This is a genomic window from Hassallia byssoidea VB512170 (genome assembly GCF_000817785.2).
Lineage (GTDB): Bacteria > Cyanobacteriota > Cyanobacteriia > Cyanobacteriales > Nostocaceae > Hassallia > Hassallia carrinoi.
The window spans coordinates 20,109-35,362 of record NZ_JTCM02000027.1 but is presented as its reverse complement, the minus strand read 5'-3'; the positions used below and the strand labels follow the sequence as shown (position 1 = coordinate 35,362).

The following is a 15,254-nucleotide window of genomic DNA, read 5'->3' as shown; positions in this document are numbered from 1 at the left end:
GAAATTCCACAACCGCACTGTGCCGTCACCACCCCCACTGACAATCGTCTGCCCATCCGGGCTAATGGCGACAGACCTGACCCTACCCTGATGACCACCGAAGGGTTCAGCCAAGGGCAGACCTTGGAAATTCCACAACCGCACTGTGCCGTCACTACTGCCACTGACAATCGTCTGCCCATCCGGGCTAATGGCGACAGACCAGACCCTACCCTGATGACCACCGAAGGGTTCAGCCAAAAGCTGACCTTGGAAATTCCACAACCGCACTGTGCCGTCTTCACCCCCACTGACAATCGTCTGCCCATCCGGGCTAATGGCGACAGACCAGACCCCACCCTCATGACCACGGAAAGGAGTTAAGACCTCCATCGCTTGTTGCAGGCTATTCTGAACTGGGGTGAAAATTTGCTCTGGCATTTTCTCCAGATTCTCACCTATTGCTTGTATTGCCATAACCGAAGCTGTAAGGGGTTGGACAGGGAGTATTTTCTTGATAGTTGCTGTTTTCTTTTGCAAAAAGTCTTCAATGCTGACTCTGAGAGCAACTTGCCGTTCAACACTCCGTTCTTCTTCATAAGCAAGGCTGCGGTGATAAAATTTCTGGGCTTGAGATGATAAATCAGGCTTTAACTTTTCCCAATTGTTCTGCACCTCTGCTAACAATCCTCTTGGCATGAGGTATTTTTCATCTTCTTCCTTGTGCAACCATTCTCGCAAAGCATCGGCTAATTTATCATGTAACCGCCGCAAATCTCGGTCTTGTTGTCGCCATTGGGCAAACCGCTCCCAACCCTCAATTAAGGCTTCATGGGCTAAATCAATCCACGCTTTTCCTTGTTCATCTTTGCCAGCAACCAGCAAACGTCCTTTCACCAATCCTTCATCTAGCAATTCACTTAATGCTTCCTGCTTTTCTTGCTCATTACCAGCAATGGCTAACAGTTCAGCTTTTGGTTGGCGCTGTCGCGTGTCCTTTTCTCCCTCTCCCGTTCGCACTAATCGCAGGAAAATTTGCTTAATCCAGTCCTTGTGTTGTTCATTTCGTTCATGAGTCGGGGAATCTTGCTGATAATCTTCATAAAAATAAACATTTTCTGCATGAAAATTCAGCGCCCCTGTCAATCCTTGGAAGTTTTCATACTGTTCTAAGGTGAGTTGATGCTTTTGTCGATCGCGTTTTTCCCAGAGTCTAGTTAAAGCAAACTCCATCAACGGCAAGTATCCCGGTTCTTTACCAACATCTTCTAAAATTTTCAGTACTAATGTTTCTTCAACACTATGACCTTGAAGTTTAGCAGGTTCGGTTATTGTCTCTTTTAAATCAACTCCAGTGATACGCGGCATCAAAACAAGCTGATTTTCAATTAATTTATTTAAAGACGGATAATCTGAACATGGTTCGAGAAAATCCGATCGCATGGTAATTATAACTGCCAACCGCGAATCGGTCATCTCTACTACCTGAGTCAGCAATTCAATAAATCTCTGCTTTTCTTCAGCAATAGAGACAGTAAATAGTTCCTCAAACTGATCTACTACCAATAAAAATTTGTCTGCACCTGTGAGATGATCCAAAATTACAGGTAAAGGATTCGCTTCTTTAGTAATCAACTCCCAAAGCAATCTTTCTTTTTTCGCCCCTGGAAAAAATGCTTTCAGAACTCCTCTCAATTCCTGCAAAGGGTGAAATCCTGGCTTGATTGGCGGTAAAATTTGCCAGACACTACGATCTAATTCTGGAATCAAACCCGCCTGAACTACAGAAGATTTACCACTCCCGGAAGCGCCAATAATCGGAACAAAGGGCTTTTGTGTTAGTTTCCCCAGAATGTTCCTCACAACCTGCTTGCGCCCAAAGAAAAACTGTTTTTGTTCCGTTTCAAACGCTTTTAAACCTTGGTAAGGACATTCTTCCTTTACCTCAAAGGTTTGAGCTTGTGTTTGATTTTTGTGGGTAACTAGAGTAATCGAACGCCCCCAACCCATGCGGATTGGTTCTTGACCACTGCTTTTAAGTTCTGTAGCAAGTATATCGAAAAGGCGATCGCCTGTCACCTGTCCGCGATCGTTAGTGTTCTCTGGTGACAAACCTGCCAGCAAAGCAGTTGTAAAAATACTGTGTTGTGCGCTTTTTTTCGCATAGGCTTGTTGAAAACCTCTGCAAGCAGCAATAAAGTAGTAATCGCGCTGTGAAATAAAGGCAGTAAGAGTTTTTTCGATGAGATTGCGTTCTAAAAATTCACCGCTATGACAGCAATCTAACAGCACTACTAGACTACTCAGGTCGGAATCTCTAATTAAATTGTTCAGACTCCCAAGACTAATCCCGCCTGTTTGTTCAATAATTTGCTTGCCTTGAGTGACAATTGTCAAGTCAGAGGTTGCTAGATATGTTTGTTGTGTTCCTAAGCTGTCAGATACGGTGATGCCATGCCCTGTAAAGTAAATTAGGGCTTCGTTTTTAACTGCTTGTTGTTGCAAAAGTGTTTTTAAAGCTTCAGCCAACTTAGTTGTACTAACTTTCCCTTTGAGAACAGCGATATCCTCAAAATCACCATGCGCTTTTAGTACCTGTTCTACCGCTTCTGCATCCGTAGCTGGTTTTGTCAGGTTGTTAATCGGACTTTTGTAATCTGTAATGCCAACAACAAGCGCGTAACGAGCCATCTATACATATTTAAGTTGTCTGTTACAGAATAAGATAACTTAAATACACCTAAAATCTGAGGGCTTGATGTCGAACATAGAACGTTTAGTCTTTGAAGAAGACGGGGAAATCTATACAATTCTGTTCGAGTCAAAGGAGACGTCAACTGTTCCAGAAGTAGTCACACCGGAGGTTGATGACGATAAAGAATCCTACGGCTGGCGAGAAGAGGCATTTGTCAAGATTGAGGAAGTTCACCATCAAATACGAGCTTATACCAAATATGCCATTGGTGCGTTTAAAAATTTAGCTGTAGCTGAAGTTGAAGAGGTGACTCTGAAGTTTGGCTTAAAGATAGGCGGAAAAAGTGGTATCCCCTTCGTCACTGAAGGTTCAGCAGAGAGTAATTTTGAAATCGAGGTGAAGTGTAAGTTTCCTGAGAAGAAGCAAAATCCCAGTACTTAAGGTTGTGCTTGGGCAGGGATGAGCTTTATACATTCAGTTCTGCTAGGAATTGCGGAAGCGATCGCCTTTTACTCACCATCATTCACCTTTGGATCTCGGTTGTTGCAGTTCCAAGCACGAACTTTCGAGTTCCAAGCACGAAGCTTCGAGTTCCAAGCACGAACTTTCGAGTTCCAAGCACGAAGTTTCGAGTTCCAAGCACGAAGTTTCGAGTTCCAAGCACGAACTTTCGAGTTCTGAACACGAACTTTCGAGTTCTGAACACGAAGTTTCGAGTTCCAAGCACGAAGTTTCGAGTTCCAAGCACGAACTTTCGAGTTCCAAGCACGAAGCTTCAGCTTCTAATGCCCCCTTGTCCCCCTTGTCCCCCTTGTCCCCCTTGTCCCCTTGTCCCCCTGTCCCCCCCTCCCCCCCTGCCCCCCTCTCTCCTCAACGTGGCAAATGCACCTTAGCCGGCTTTAAAGAGGAAAAATCACAGATTGAGTTAAACGGACAAAATCGACAGTGATATCCTGGATTTGGCGGAAAAATTTTACTAAAGCTATTATTAGTTAGTTGATATCTTTGTAAATCTCGCTGATGTTTTTGAGCAATGCTAGCTAACTCAAATTCTAAAGATTCTAATTCGCCTTTTGTAATGCTAATTAACTCAGATTTTTTACTAAACTCTAAATTATAAAATGAAGCAACCGCTTGATATTGCGGATAAAGATAACGAGCAGCTAACAAATAAACTAATGCCTGTCTTGTATCAAAAGCAGATTTACCAGTTTTGAAATCTAAAATATGTAAAGTGTCAGAAGAATCAGAAAAAACACAGTCCATCGTCGCATATAAGCGGAAGGAATAATTTTCCCGTTCAATCAAAATAGGTTTGGGAAAGCCTTCATCACCGCGAGTTAATTGAATGATGCGCTTACCCGAAAGTAATGGTTCTTCATGATATTTCTTTAAAATTTGCAATACGCGCTGCTGAACTTCGTCACTTGAGTAATTTAATTTCAGTAGCTGTGCAACTTTTTCTACACCGTCTTCCGAGTTCAACAAGTGTCGATTGTGATGAAACTCATAAACGCCTTTTTGGGCAAGTAGCCCAATGCGCTGGGGTGCGGTGGCTGTTTTCAACAGTGCTTTGACTAGCGGATCGTGTTGACGCGCTTTGATAAACCCCCGTCTCATCTGGCAATGCCAGCGTTCTTGCCCGGAAGCTGGGGCAATTAAAGACCAGAGGTGATAACTGGCAAAAGGTTGATCGGGGGTTGACATTGCTCAGAAACAGTGAGAAAAAATACGGTGGGGAGAAGTACGATCGCAGAAAACCGCAATTCATAACTTCGGTAGATAGTTGCAGCTACACACGCTTTGCGGGAAGCTTCATATAGTATTCATCATGGACTCAATGGAAGTAGCAATATGAGCGCGAGTAGCAATGACGGTAAAATCAAGTTTGGTACTGACGGATGGCGAGGAATTATCGCTGATGACTTTACTTTCCCAAATGTGCGGAAAGTAACAAGAGCGATCGCTAGTTATCTGGAAACGGCTTATACAAAAGACCGACCAGTTCTCATAGCCTACGATACTCGCTTTTTAGCTGACCAGTTTGCCCAGACAGCAGCCCAAGTATTGGCTGACTTGGGTTGGACGGTAAAAATTACTGACAGGGATTGTCCCACACCAGTAATCGCTTACAATGCCCGTCACTTAAATTCAGCCGGGGCACTGATGTTTACTGCCAGCCATAATCCTGCACCCTATTGTGGGATTAAATACATCCCTGACTATGCAGGTCCTGCCACTCCAGAGATTACTGATACTATTGTGGCAAATATTGAAGGAGCATCGGATGAATTGCCCAAAACCAATTCAAGTGAGAAAATCTCCACTTTTGACCCAAAACCAGAGTATATGAAGTTTATCTACACTTTATTGGATGTAGATAAAATCAAGAGCGCTCAGTTAAAGGTCAAGTACGATGCTTTATATTCCACATCTCGCGGCTATTTAGATGAAGTTTTGCAACATTGTGGCTGTGAGTTAGAAAGTTTTCACACCTACCGCGATGTTCTTTTTGGTGGCGGAATGCCAGAACCAAAAGGTGAACAACTGGTAGAGTTAGTAGAAGCAGTACGCAGCGGTAAAGCAGATTTAGGTTTGGCAACGGATGGAGATAGCGATCGCTTTGGCATTGTCGATGAACAAGGCAACGTCCTCACCCCGAATACTGTGCTACTACTGCTAGCACGCCATTTAATTAAGAATAAAGGTAAAAAAGGCGCGATCGTCCGCACGGTAGCAACAACTCATCTTTTGGACAATTTTGCTGCTAAATACGGGGTGGAACTTTATGAGACAGCAGTCGGGTTTAAATACATCGGCGAAAAAATGCGCGAAACCACCGTTTTGATTGGTGGAGAAGAATCAGGTGGTTTAAGCATCATCGGACATATCCCCGAAAAAGACGGCGTATTAGCCGATATGCTAGTGGCAGAAGCGATCGCCTACGAAGGCAAACCGCTGAGTCAAATGGTAACTGAAGCGATCGCCGAAGCAAATGGTCCGCTTGACAACAAACGTCTTGATTTGCACCTCGACGATGCCCATAAAGCCGCTGTTATCGACTCTTTTACCAAAAACCCCCCCGCAGAAGTTGCAGGCATTAAAGTCAAAGAAATAGGGCGCAAAGACGGCATTAAACTTTACTTAGAAGAAGGTAGCTGGGTGCTGCTGCGTCCTTCCGGTACAGAACCCTTGATGCGCGTTTATCTAGAAACCAACTCCCCAGAAAAGCTAGCGAAAATCGCCCAAGAGATGGAAAGCGTAATTGCTAAACTAGAGCCAGTAAAAGTTTAATCGGTAATGGGGAATTGGTAATTGGTAATAGGTAATTGGTAATTGTTAGTGGTTAGTGGTTAGTGGTTGGTAGATAAATATTGACTGTTAACTGTTAACCATCAATTACCCATTCCCTATTTTCCATTACCCATTACCCATTACCCATTCCCCATTCCCCATTCCCCATTCCCAACTAAAATGAAAACTCTAGCTAATCTGGTGATATCGTTAGTTGTAGCTATTTGGGTAGTGGCGATCGCTATTATTTCAGTTCAAAACGCTACGCCAGTATCTTTAAAATTCTTTACTTTTCAGTCGATTCAAATCCCAGTCGGTTTAGTACTAGCTTTTAGTGCTGGTGTCGGGATAATTGGCGTTGCACTGTTGCAACCTTTGTGGGGTCTTTCTGCTCCCCAGCGTAAGTATAGATCCGAAGACGACGCCGAGTTTTTTGTAGACGACGATTTTTGATACTTATCCGCTTTCTTAAAATAAATTTATACAAGACAAGCTTTTTGCTTAAGAAAGCAGATTAATTATAATGTTTTTCGCGGTCGTCCTCCTCGCTTGCCGTTTTCACGCGCCGCTTTAGCTTTTGCCGTTGAGCTTACGGAACCTCCTCGGCTGCCTAATTCAGCCATCCAAGCCTTAGTACCGAATATCCCCAGCATCAAAGCTGGAATGCTCATATCAACATCCAGCTGTTCCCAGTGCAGCCCCTCGCCGGAAGGAGTGACTTCGACATTATTAAGGTTATCTGGAGATGCACCCGCCAATCCCTGAACCAATTCAGGGGGAAACAAGAAAGTAGCCCCTGAGCGCAGTTCAACGACGATGCGATTCAAATCTAAATCGTAATGGGCAGCTTGAGCGCGTGGTTCAGAGGCATCTGCCATAGCTGCGGCTGCTCTTGCCTGGGCTATTTCATTATTTAAGGTTTCCTCCGTCGTAAAATCTAGGTTATTCATGAATTTCTCTCCATTTTTCTAATAGTTCCGCTTGATGTTCGATCACCAAGTTTAGGGCTTTGGTTGCATCTTTATTGCTCATGTTCCAGACTGCGAGGAATGTAGGACGCTCAGTTTCACTTCCCAGGTTAATTTTGGCTTCTCCCTCAGCTTTAAAAACATGAACATGGGATGGAAGATGATCGTTAAAGTAAATACGAACACTAAAGCCATCTTTATTAAATACAGTTGCCATTAAAAAATACTAATAACTTTTCTTATATATTTCCAGAATAACCCAAGCGCTTGGGTTATGTCAAGCAATAAAAAAACCTTGCAAGTCTTGACAAGGTTAAAGGTGATACCGCTGTAGCGTTTGCAGGCTATTTCTACTTTGTCTCCATCCAATTTTCACCCGCACGCACATCTACAACTAACGGCACACTCAACTTTACAGCATTTTCCATCACCGACTTGATTTGTATTTGTAATTCTGACCACTCACTTGGGAGAACTTCAAAAACTAATTCATCGTGAACTTGTAGCAACAAACGCGACTGATAATTCTGCAAAACCTCATGCATTTTCACCATCGCAATTTTGATAATATCAGCACTGGAACCTTGAATTGGGGCATTGGCAGCAGCACGTAATAATCCGGCATCGGAAGCACCCAAATTACCCAATTTTTTCAAGTCAATATCTTCTAGTTTGTTGCCTTTGTACTTGCGGATGCTATTGCTGGTAAAATCAAAATAACGACGCCGACCGAGAATTGTTTCGACATAATTTTGAGCGATCGCTTGTTTTTTCACATTCTCCAAATACTCAAAAACTTTCGGATAGCGACTGTAAAAACGTTGAATAAACTCGTTAGCCAAGGTTTTATCTACACCAGTTGAACGCGAAAACCTCAAAGAACCCATTCCATAAATCACGCCAAAATTAATCGTTTTCGCCAATCTTCTTTCATCTGATGTTACATCTTCTTTTTCAAACACCAACCGGGCTGTAACATTATGAATATCTTGATTGTTTTGATATGCTTCAACTAAAACTGGTTCTTGACTCAAATGCGCCAAAATTCTTAACTCAATTTGCGAATAATCAGCAGCTACCATTAACCAACCCGATTGTGGCACAAAAGCCTTACGAATCTGGCGACTAAAAGCAGTCCGAATCGGGATATTTTGCAAATTTGGATTAGAAGAAGATAACCTTCCTGTAGATGTCACCGTTTGGTTAAAATCGGTATGTACCCGCTGAGTATCCGGACGTACCAATGTTGGCAGTGCATCTACATAAGTAGACTTTAATTTAGATAAAGTGCGATACTCCATAATCGCATCAACAAAGCCGGTTTCATCTACTTCTTGTAGTTTTTCTAGTGTCGCTGCATCAGTAGAGTAACCCGTTTGAATTTTGCGGGAATACTTCGTGCTTAATCCCAATTTATCAAACAATATCTCACTTAATTTTTTCGGAGAACCCAAGTTAAACTTTTCTCCAGCTATTTCAATAGCTTGTTCTTCCAACTTAGCTAAATCTGTTTCTAACTGTTCGGAAAGTTCTTTTAAATAATCTGTATTAATGCGGAAACCTGTATATTCAATTTCCGCTAAAACTGGTTCTAGCGGTTGTTCAACTTTCAGCAAAAGCTTATGCAAAGTCGGAATTTTTTCTAATTCCTCACGCAATTTTGGTACTAACCCAAATGTACAATAGACATCCATACCGCAATAATTTGCTACTGCGGGAATGTCAATATCAGCAATAGTTTTGCCTTTAGGAACTAATTCTGAGTAACTTTTTGCTGTCAAATCCAAATATTTTTTAGACAAATCAGCCAAATTATGGCTGCGATCTGGATTCAACACATAACTTGCCAACATTGAGTCAAATACTACTCCAGCCAATTTAATTCCTTGACAGCGTAAAACTAAGCGGTCAAATTTAGCATTCTGCAACGCTTTCGGATATTCAGTACTTTCTAAAATTGGACGTAGTGCTTTTAGAGCAATTTCTTGATTCAGATTATCCCCTGTTTTATGATTAAGAGGAATATAAGCCATTTCATCCAGTTCCGTTCCCCAGCAACAGCCAATTCCTACTAAAGAAGCGTCACGCGGTTCTAAATCGGTGGTTTCTGTGTCCCAAGCAACGGGTGTTTCTGCGTTGGTAAATTTTTCTAAAAGCTTGACTAACTCGTTTAGTTTGGCTTCCGTGTCGATGATGCGTGGTTGAATTGGGGAAGCTGATTGCTTTTGTGCTGCTGCTGTATCCTCAGCAGTGAAAAACCACAAATCATTATCTTCATTTGCGTGAATTTGTTTTGATGTTTCGGGTTTTGGTGCTTCTTCAATTGTCCCACCAAAACGTTGCTGAAGTTCGTTTATTTTGCCTAAAAAAGTCTTAAATTCTAACTTTTCTAAAAGCGGTGTGAGGACGCTGGTATCAAATCCGGTTAATTTACAATCTTCTAAGTTAACTTCTATCGGCACATCAAGTTTTATACTTGCCAAAAAGTGAGAATGTTCGGCATCTTGTTTACCATCTGCAAGTTTTTTCTGAGTTGCGCCTTTAATTTCATCCAAAGCAGCATAAATATTATCAAGAGTACCGTAGGTATTTAGCAGTTGCACTGCTGTTTTGTCTCCGATTCCCTTAACACCAGGAATATTATCTGATTTATCGCCACAAAGAGCTTTATAATCGACAACTTGTGATGGTAAAATGCCTAACTTTAGTTTAACTTGTTCTGGTTTAAATTCGGTGATAGTACTTGTAGAGCGCTTTAAGGCGTCTGGACTAAAATATAAAACAGTAATTTCTTTATCTAAGTCGATGAGTTGATATAAGTCACGATCGCCTGTCAGAATTTTCACTTTATACCCAGCGGCAGTTGCTTTTTGTGCTAAAGTTCCCAACACATCATCTGCTTCGTAACCTGGAGCGGTGAAAATTGGCAAATTGAAACCATCAAGTAACTCGTGCAGATTTTTTAAGTCAGGAACAAAGTCTTCTGGTGTTCCGGGGCGATCGGCTTTATAAGTATCGTCAGCTTCGTGACGGAAGGTTGGTAAACCCAAATCAAAAGCAACAGCCATCGCTTGTGGCTGTTCGGTTCCCATTACTTCCAGCAAAGACTTGAGAAAGCCAAAACATACACTGGTGGGAATCCCCGTTTTTGTACGCAGTCCTCCATCTCGTCCTTTAGCGAAAGCGAAGTAAGAACGAAAAGCGAGGGAGTGTCCATCAACTAAGATGAACACCGGACGTGTGAGGAGTGCAGAGTCGGAAGTCAACTGATTTGAGGATGTTTGAGACATAGCCCTATTTTAGCTTGAAGCAAAAAAAGCCTCACAATGTACCTTTACAATGGGTTTATCTGTTGTGAGAAAATCAATTTTATGGAATATTCCATTGTCCTACCGCCGCTTCCAACGGCGGCAGAACTTCCCGACTCTGACGATACGCCTGTGGATAACGAACTGCAAAACCTGATTCCTAATTTACTCTTGGCTATTTTATCTGCTGTTTGGGGCGATCGCCAAGATTGGTTCTTTGGTGTAGACATGGGCATCTACTACCTGCCGACTGCACCCCGGAAACCCGTCATACCCGATGGTTTTTTAAGCTTGGGTGTGGAACGGCGACGGCGAGTGCCGAATGGAAGACTCAGTTACGTACTTTGGGAAGAGAATTGGACACCACCGATTTTGGTTGTGGAAATCGTCTCTCAAACTTATGGTGGAGAATACGATATCAAAATGGAGAAATATCTGGATTTAGGGGTGTTGTATTACGTCATCTACAATCCAGACTACTGGCAGCGCGATAATCATGCTTTCTTTGAGGTGTACCAGCGGGTTGACGATGAGTTTATTTTGCAGTCGCAGGAGAGGTTTTGGATACCCCAGTTGCAATTGGGAATTGGGGTAGATTTGGGTATCTACAAGGGTTGGGAGCGAGACTGGTTATTTTGGTTTGATCAAGCTGGCGATCGCTTCCCTACCCCTGATGAACGCATAGAACAGGCACAACAACAAGCACAACAGGCACAACAACAAGCACAACAGGCACAACAAGCCTTACAAGACTTGCGAAATCGGCTCAAACAGCGAGGTATCGACCCAGATAGTTTTTAACTTCTATTTATTTGGGCAGTGAAATCACAAATGTTGTGCCTTTGTTGATCGCAGATTCCACAGCGATCGCCCCGCCATGTTTTTCTACCACAATAGACTTTGCGATCGCCAGTCCTAATCCCGTTCCTTGACCAACAGCTTTCGTAGTAAATAAATGGTCAAAAACCTTTTGTTGGACTGACTCTGCTATTCCCTTACCGTTATCTTTAATACTAATAATTACTTGTTGCTTGTTATCGCTAATTTTGGTACTAATTGTGATGCAATTAGGTTTGGTTTTAATCTCTTCAAAACTGCGTCCAATATTTGATTCATCCAGTGCATCAATCGCATTTGCCAGAATATTCATAAATACCTGATTCAACTGTCCGGCGAAGCATTCTATTAATGGTAACTGACTATACTCTTTGATAACTTGAATTTCCGGGCGAGTTTCCGTAGCTTTAAGGCGATGTTTGAGAATCAAAATGGTGCTGTCGATGCCATCATGAATGTTACAGGCAACGGGGCGATCGCTATCAGCACGGGAAAAAGTTCGTAAGGAAGTACTAATATCTTGAATTCTCTTCACACCCTCTCGCATAGAACCCACTAACTTAGGTAAGTCTTCGCGGATGTAATCGAGGTCAATTGCTTCGATTTCGTCTTGAATCACTGCACTGGGAGTAGAATATTCCTGTTGATACAAATCAATTAAGCCAAACACATCTTTGATGTAATCTAAAGCGGGTTGAATATTGCCCCCCAGGAAGCCGATAGGGTTATTAATTTCGTGTGCCACACCTGCAACGAGGTTGCCCAACGCTGACATTTTTTCACTCTGCACTAGTTGCATTTGGGTGCGCTGAAGTTCTACCAGTGCTTGTTCTAGATTTTGTTTTTGTTGTTTGAGTTGCTCTTGTGCTAGCTGACGTTCCGTAATGTCTTCTGTCACTAATAAAATGCCGAATATATTCCCGTTGGCATCGCGTAGAGGTATCTTGTTTGTATCCAACCAAATTTGCTGACCATCCGCCCGTCGCAATTGCTCAATAATATGGAGTTCTGCTTGACCAGACTCAATCGCAGGTGCGATCGCACCTGCGATACCAGTCTGCTTCTTCTTGGCTCCAGGGCAAATCATAGTCGTTTTTACCAATAATTTCATCGGGCGAACTTAAACCTGCTACCTTGGCAAAACCCTGGTTACAACCGAGATAGACTGAATTTAGATTTTTCCACGCCACCCACTGCGGGACAGTATCAAACATCAGACGCAATAATTGTTGAGTTTGCTTGAAGGCTTCAACTGATGTAAATAGTTCTTGAGTTCGTTTTGCGACTCGTTGCTCTAATTGTTCATTGAGTTGTTGCAGTTCTAAATTTCTAGCTTCGAGGGATTGGCTCAATTGATGGATCGCAAGATGAGTTCGCACCCGCGCTAAAACTTCACTTTGTTGAAATGGTTTGGTGATGTAGTCAACACCTCCGAGTTCAAAGCCTGTAACTTTGTTCACCGCATCAGTCAAGGCTGTGACAAAGATAATCGGAATATCTCTGGTTGTCGGATTCGCTTTGATTTGTTGACAGGTTTCAAAGCCATTCATCCCCGGCATCATCACATCCAGTAAAATTAATGACACCGGAGTATGTTGCAATTGTTGAAGCGCACCTTCACCACTCGTAGCGATCGCCACTTCAAAATTAGCATTGGCTAACGTGTCCGAAAGCACCTTCAAATTATTTGGCACATCATCCACAATAAGAATAATGCTATTTTCAGATAGGGTTGTAACGCAATTATTAAATGTAATGGAATTTTCAGATAGGCTTGTCATGAGGTAAATGGTGATGAGATGATAAAAGATTGCTCAAACTAACATCGGTGGATTAGCTTTTAGCATTAGCGAGATACTGTTCAATGAATGTTCGGATCTTTTCAGTCTGGAAATTATCTGCATATTGACGCACTTGTTGAATAAACGGCTGATACTTCTCATCTGCTTTTTCCAAGGTTTTTAGCTGTTGCTCTATCGCCATCAAGCGTCCCTGCAACGCCAATGTGTGTAACTGCGACAAAATCTCATCGGTTGGGGGAACGATCTCTTCTGGGGTGGATGAAGACTCCTCCTGTAAGTTAACTGTCATTAACTCAAAAGCAAGAGAATTTTCTTGATAAATCCATTCCAGATTTAGGTATTTCTCTACCAACTTCAGCAACGCTAGGGCATCTACAGGCTTGGGCAAAAAAGCATCAGCTCCTGCGGCAATACTCTGATTCTGGTTACTTTCAAACACATTAGCTGAAGAGGCGATCGCGGGAATATCCTTCAACTCAGGAATCTGTCGTAACTGTCGCAGCATCTCGTAGCCATCCATCTCTGGCATCCTCAAATCTGTAATAATCAGATCGGGACACATTTGGTTTGCCTTTGCCAATCCTTCTCGACCATTGCAAGCATCAATCACTGCAAAACCCAAAGGTTCCAGTAAACTGACAACAACTGACCGATTCTCCCAACGGTCATCCACTACCAAAACCCGGCGCTGGCTGCCTTCAAATCCGACAATCTTACCTTGCTTGGTTGTACGCAGACTTGTTGCCCATTCTTTGGCTTCTGTTAGTTCAACCACAAACCAAAAGGTGCTACCTTTTCCAATCTGGCTTTCCACGTTGATGGTGCTACCCATAAGGCTAACGATTTGCTGACTGATTGCTAATCCTAGTCCAGTGCCTTCTGCTTGTTTTTTTACATCACCTACTTGCTCAAAGGGTTGGAAAATTTTCTTGAGTCCGGTTGGCAATATACCGACCCCTGTATCTTCCACCTCAAAGCGAATTTGATAGGTTGCAGTTTCCAGTTTATGAATTTTAACGCGAAACGTAACTCCACCTTGCTCAGTAAACTTAATAGCATTGCCCAACAAATTAATCAATACTTGGCGCAAGCGTTTTTCATCAACTGTAATCCCAGTGGGTAAATCTAAATCAGGTTCATAGGTGAAGGGAATTCCTTTTTGGCTAGCGCGAACACGCATCATCTCCGCAATACCTTCGATAAACGCTGGGAAATAAACATCGCCAGGATATAATTCCAATTTGCGGGCTTCGATTTTAGCCAGGTCAAGCACATCATTGATCAGATTGAGCAAATGATTGCCGCACCCAGAGATGATATCTATACCTTTTTTACCTCGTTCTGTTAAGGGTTCGCCGTTTTGGAGAATTTGGGCATACCCAAGGATGCCATTGAGCGGTGTCCGCAGTTCATGGCTCATGTTAGCGAGAAACTCGCTCTTGGCTTGGTTTGCAGTATCGGCTTTCTCTTTTGCTTCTGCTAGTTCTAGCGTTCGTTCTTCTACCTTTTGTTCTAAGGTGGCAAAAGAGGTTTGCAACTGACTTGCCATGCTATTAAAGGATGCGGAAAGTTCTCCAAGTTCATCGGTGCGATCGCTCGGTAGAGTAGCATTCCAGTTCCCCGTTGCCAATTGTTTGGCGGCACTATTGAGTTGTAAGACAGGTCGCACGACAAGCGATCGCGACAGCCAACGCACTACAACTAGGGTCAGTAACAACACCGCGAAAAAAGTCACCATCGCAAATCCGGCAGCCCAAATTTCCTTTTTCACTACAGAACTTGCGTCCAGTTCAACCACCAAGAATCCATTAACCCGACTCTGGGGATTGATAATTGGGGCATAGCCGTAGAGAAGAGTTTCGCCATTTGCAGTTTGGTGAAATTCCTGCTAAACAAACGGTGCATTGCGGGCAACGGCTGCCTCCAAATCATCTAATAGCTTGATGTAATCCATGCCAATCAATACACTTTTGCCTTGATCGGAAGGGTCGTAGTTTAAGACATAGACAAACTTTTTATTGGGTTGCTGGCGTACCGTATAAATACGCTTGATATCTTGACTGGTGGCTTGAATGGCTACAAGTCTATCTTGATTAATTTTGTAAAACGCTGAGGTGCGATCGCCTTGTTTGACAATCAATCCGTGATAATCGCTGTCGATTTGTGGAACTGCCAGACTGACAATCGCCAAAAGACGATTACGGATTGCCTGCCGTTGACTAGAGTACAACTGCCAGTACATCCCCGAAGCCAATGTCCCAGCCATCACCGCGATTAGTACTGAATAAGAAGCAATAATTTTTGTGCTGAGGTTCCAATTTTGCATTGATGTGGCTCGTTTTACAGTCCTAAGCTACTGAGATGGGCGTGC

The 15,254-nt window shown here is 42.9% G+C and carries 14 protein-coding genes; 5 read left to right on the top strand and 9 right to left on the bottom strand.

What is annotated here, in order from left to right; genetic code table 11:
* On the bottom strand, window positions 1-2,670 hold a 2,670-nt coding region (locus tag PI95_RS14255; RefSeq protein ID WP_163518891.1), incomplete at its 3' end, for an nSTAND1 domain-containing NTPase.
* A 67-nt stretch (window positions 2,671-2,737) separates the two neighbouring features.
* Here PI95_RS14255 and PI95_RS14250 point away from each other — a divergent pair.
* Complete coding sequence (locus PI95_RS14250) at window positions 2,738-3,115, top strand: CU044_2847 family protein (protein WP_039748422.1); 378 nt, start codon at window positions 2,738-2,740, stop codon at window positions 3,113-3,115.
* A gap of 18 nt (window positions 3,116-3,133) precedes the next feature.
* Entirely contained in the window at window positions 3,134-3,355 is a 222-nt protein-coding gene (locus PI95_RS14245) for a hypothetical protein (protein WP_039748419.1), read from the top strand.
* A 189-nt stretch (window positions 3,356-3,544) separates the two neighbouring features.
* Here PI95_RS14245 and PI95_RS14240 read toward each other — a convergent pair whose 3' ends face one another.
* Window positions 3,545-4,381: a PD-(D/E)XK nuclease family protein gene (locus PI95_RS14240; RefSeq protein WP_039748418.1), complete on the bottom strand. Its 837-nt coding sequence runs from the start codon at window positions 4,379-4,381 to the stop codon at window positions 3,545-3,547.
* A gap of 147 nt (window positions 4,382-4,528) precedes the next feature.
* Between PI95_RS14240 and PI95_RS14235 the strand changes: the two genes are divergently transcribed.
* Window positions 4,529-5,968 (top strand): phosphoglucomutase/phosphomannomutase family protein, encoded by a 1,440-nt coding sequence (locus PI95_RS14235; RefSeq protein ID WP_039748416.1) that lies wholly within the window; start codon window positions 4,529-4,531, stop codon window positions 5,966-5,968.
* A 180-nt stretch (window positions 5,969-6,148) separates the two neighbouring features.
* The gene (locus tag PI95_RS14230) at window positions 6,149-6,421 is read left to right on the top strand and encodes a LapA family protein (RefSeq protein WP_039748413.1); all 273 of its coding nucleotides are present in this window, start codon (window positions 6,149-6,151) and stop codon (window positions 6,419-6,421) included.
* A gap of 65 nt (window positions 6,422-6,486) precedes the next feature.
* On the opposite strand, the gene PI95_RS14225 is transcribed toward PI95_RS14230, so the two are convergent.
* The 3 genes from PI95_RS14225 to polA all read right to left on the bottom strand — a co-directional run bounded on the left by PI95_RS14225 (window position 6,487) and on the right by polA (window position 10,226).
* Window positions 6,487-6,918 carry a DUF2442 domain-containing protein gene (locus PI95_RS14225; RefSeq protein WP_039748411.1) on the bottom strand — a complete coding sequence of 144 codons (432 nt, stop codon included), beginning with the start codon at window positions 6,916-6,918 and terminating at the stop codon, window positions 6,487-6,489.
* Window positions 6,911-7,153 carry a DUF4160 domain-containing protein gene (locus PI95_RS14220; RefSeq protein WP_039748409.1) on the bottom strand — a complete coding sequence of 81 codons (243 nt, stop codon included), beginning with the start codon at window positions 7,151-7,153 and terminating at the stop codon, window positions 6,911-6,913. Before PI95_RS14220 ends, PI95_RS14225 begins: the two co-directional genes overlap by 8 nt.
* A gap of 133 nt (window positions 7,154-7,286) precedes the next feature.
* A complete protein-coding gene (gene polA, locus PI95_RS14215) occupies window positions 7,287-10,226 on the bottom strand; it encodes a DNA polymerase I (RefSeq protein WP_039748408.1) in 2,940 nt (979 codons plus the stop codon).
* Between the two features lie 81 nt (window positions 10,227-10,307).
* On the opposite strand from polA, the gene PI95_RS14210 reads away from it, so the two are divergent.
* Window positions 10,308-11,045 (top strand): Uma2 family endonuclease, encoded by a 738-nt coding sequence (locus tag PI95_RS14210; RefSeq protein ID WP_039749005.1) that lies wholly within the window; start codon window positions 10,308-10,310, stop codon window positions 11,043-11,045.
* A 7-nt stretch (window positions 11,046-11,052) separates the two neighbouring features.
* Here PI95_RS14210 and PI95_RS14205 read toward each other — a convergent pair whose 3' ends face one another.
* From PI95_RS14205 to PI95_RS14190, 4 genes are all read right to left on the bottom strand, one after another.
* Window positions 11,053-12,168: a sensor histidine kinase gene (locus tag PI95_RS14205; RefSeq protein ID WP_236117064.1), complete on the bottom strand. Its 1,116-nt coding sequence runs from the start codon at window positions 12,166-12,168 to the stop codon at window positions 11,053-11,055.
* Window positions 12,104-12,862, bottom strand: a complete 759-nt coding sequence (locus PI95_RS14200; protein WP_052325268.1) for a response regulator — start codon at window positions 12,860-12,862, stop codon at window positions 12,104-12,106. The genes PI95_RS14205 and PI95_RS14200 overlap by 65 nt, the downstream gene beginning before the upstream one ends.
* A 52-nt stretch (window positions 12,863-12,914) precedes the next feature.
* The gene (locus tag PI95_RS14195) at window positions 12,915-14,654 is read right to left on the bottom strand and encodes an ATP-binding protein (protein ID WP_336507215.1); all 1,740 of its coding nucleotides are present in this window, start codon (window positions 14,652-14,654) and stop codon (window positions 12,915-12,917) included.
* 117 nt (window positions 14,655-14,771) lie between these two features.
* Window positions 14,772-15,209 carry a hypothetical protein gene (locus PI95_RS14190; protein WP_039748406.1) on the bottom strand — a complete coding sequence of 146 codons (438 nt, stop codon included), beginning with the start codon at window positions 15,207-15,209 and terminating at the stop codon, window positions 14,772-14,774.
* Window positions 15,210-15,254 lie beyond the last annotated feature (45 nt).

Bases quoted from the DNA above. Each gene is read 5' to 3' on its own strand.
- PI95_RS14250 (WP_039748422.1), top strand. From the start codon at position 2,738: ATGTCGAACATAGAACGTTTAGTCTTTGAAGAAGACGGGGAAATCTAT.
- PI95_RS14245 (WP_039748419.1), top strand. From the start codon at position 3,134: ATGAGCTTTATACATTCAGTTCTGCTAGGAATTGCGGAAGCGATCGCC.
- PI95_RS14240 (WP_039748418.1), bottom strand. From the start codon at position 4,381: ATGTCAACCCCCGATCAACCTTTTGCCAGTTATCACCTCTGGTCTTTA.
- PI95_RS14235 (WP_039748416.1), top strand. From the start codon at position 4,529: ATGAGCGCGAGTAGCAATGACGGTAAAATCAAGTTTGGTACTGACGGA.
- PI95_RS14230 (WP_039748413.1), top strand. From the start codon at position 6,149: ATGAAAACTCTAGCTAATCTGGTGATATCGTTAGTTGTAGCTATTTGG.
- PI95_RS14225 (WP_039748411.1), bottom strand. From the start codon at position 6,918: ATGAATAACCTAGATTTTACGACGGAGGAAACCTTAAATAATGAAATA.
- PI95_RS14220 (WP_039748409.1), bottom strand. From the start codon at position 7,153: ATGGCAACTGTATTTAATAAAGATGGCTTTAGTGTTCGTATTTACTTT.
- polA (WP_039748408.1), bottom strand. From the start codon at position 10,226: ATGTCTCAAACATCCTCAAATCAGTTGACTTCCGACTCTGCACTCCTC.
- PI95_RS14210 (WP_039749005.1), top strand. From the start codon at position 10,308: ATGGAATATTCCATTGTCCTACCGCCGCTTCCAACGGCGGCAGAACTT.
- PI95_RS14205 (WP_236117064.1), bottom strand. From the start codon at position 12,168: ATGATTTGCCCTGGAGCCAAGAAGAAGCAGACTGGTATCGCAGGTGCG.
- PI95_RS14200 (WP_052325268.1), bottom strand. From the start codon at position 12,862: ATGACAAGCCTATCTGAAAATTCCATTACATTTAATAATTGCGTTACA.
- PI95_RS14190 (WP_039748406.1), bottom strand. From the start codon at position 15,209: ATGCAAAATTGGAACCTCAGCACAAAAATTATTGCTTCTTATTCAGTA.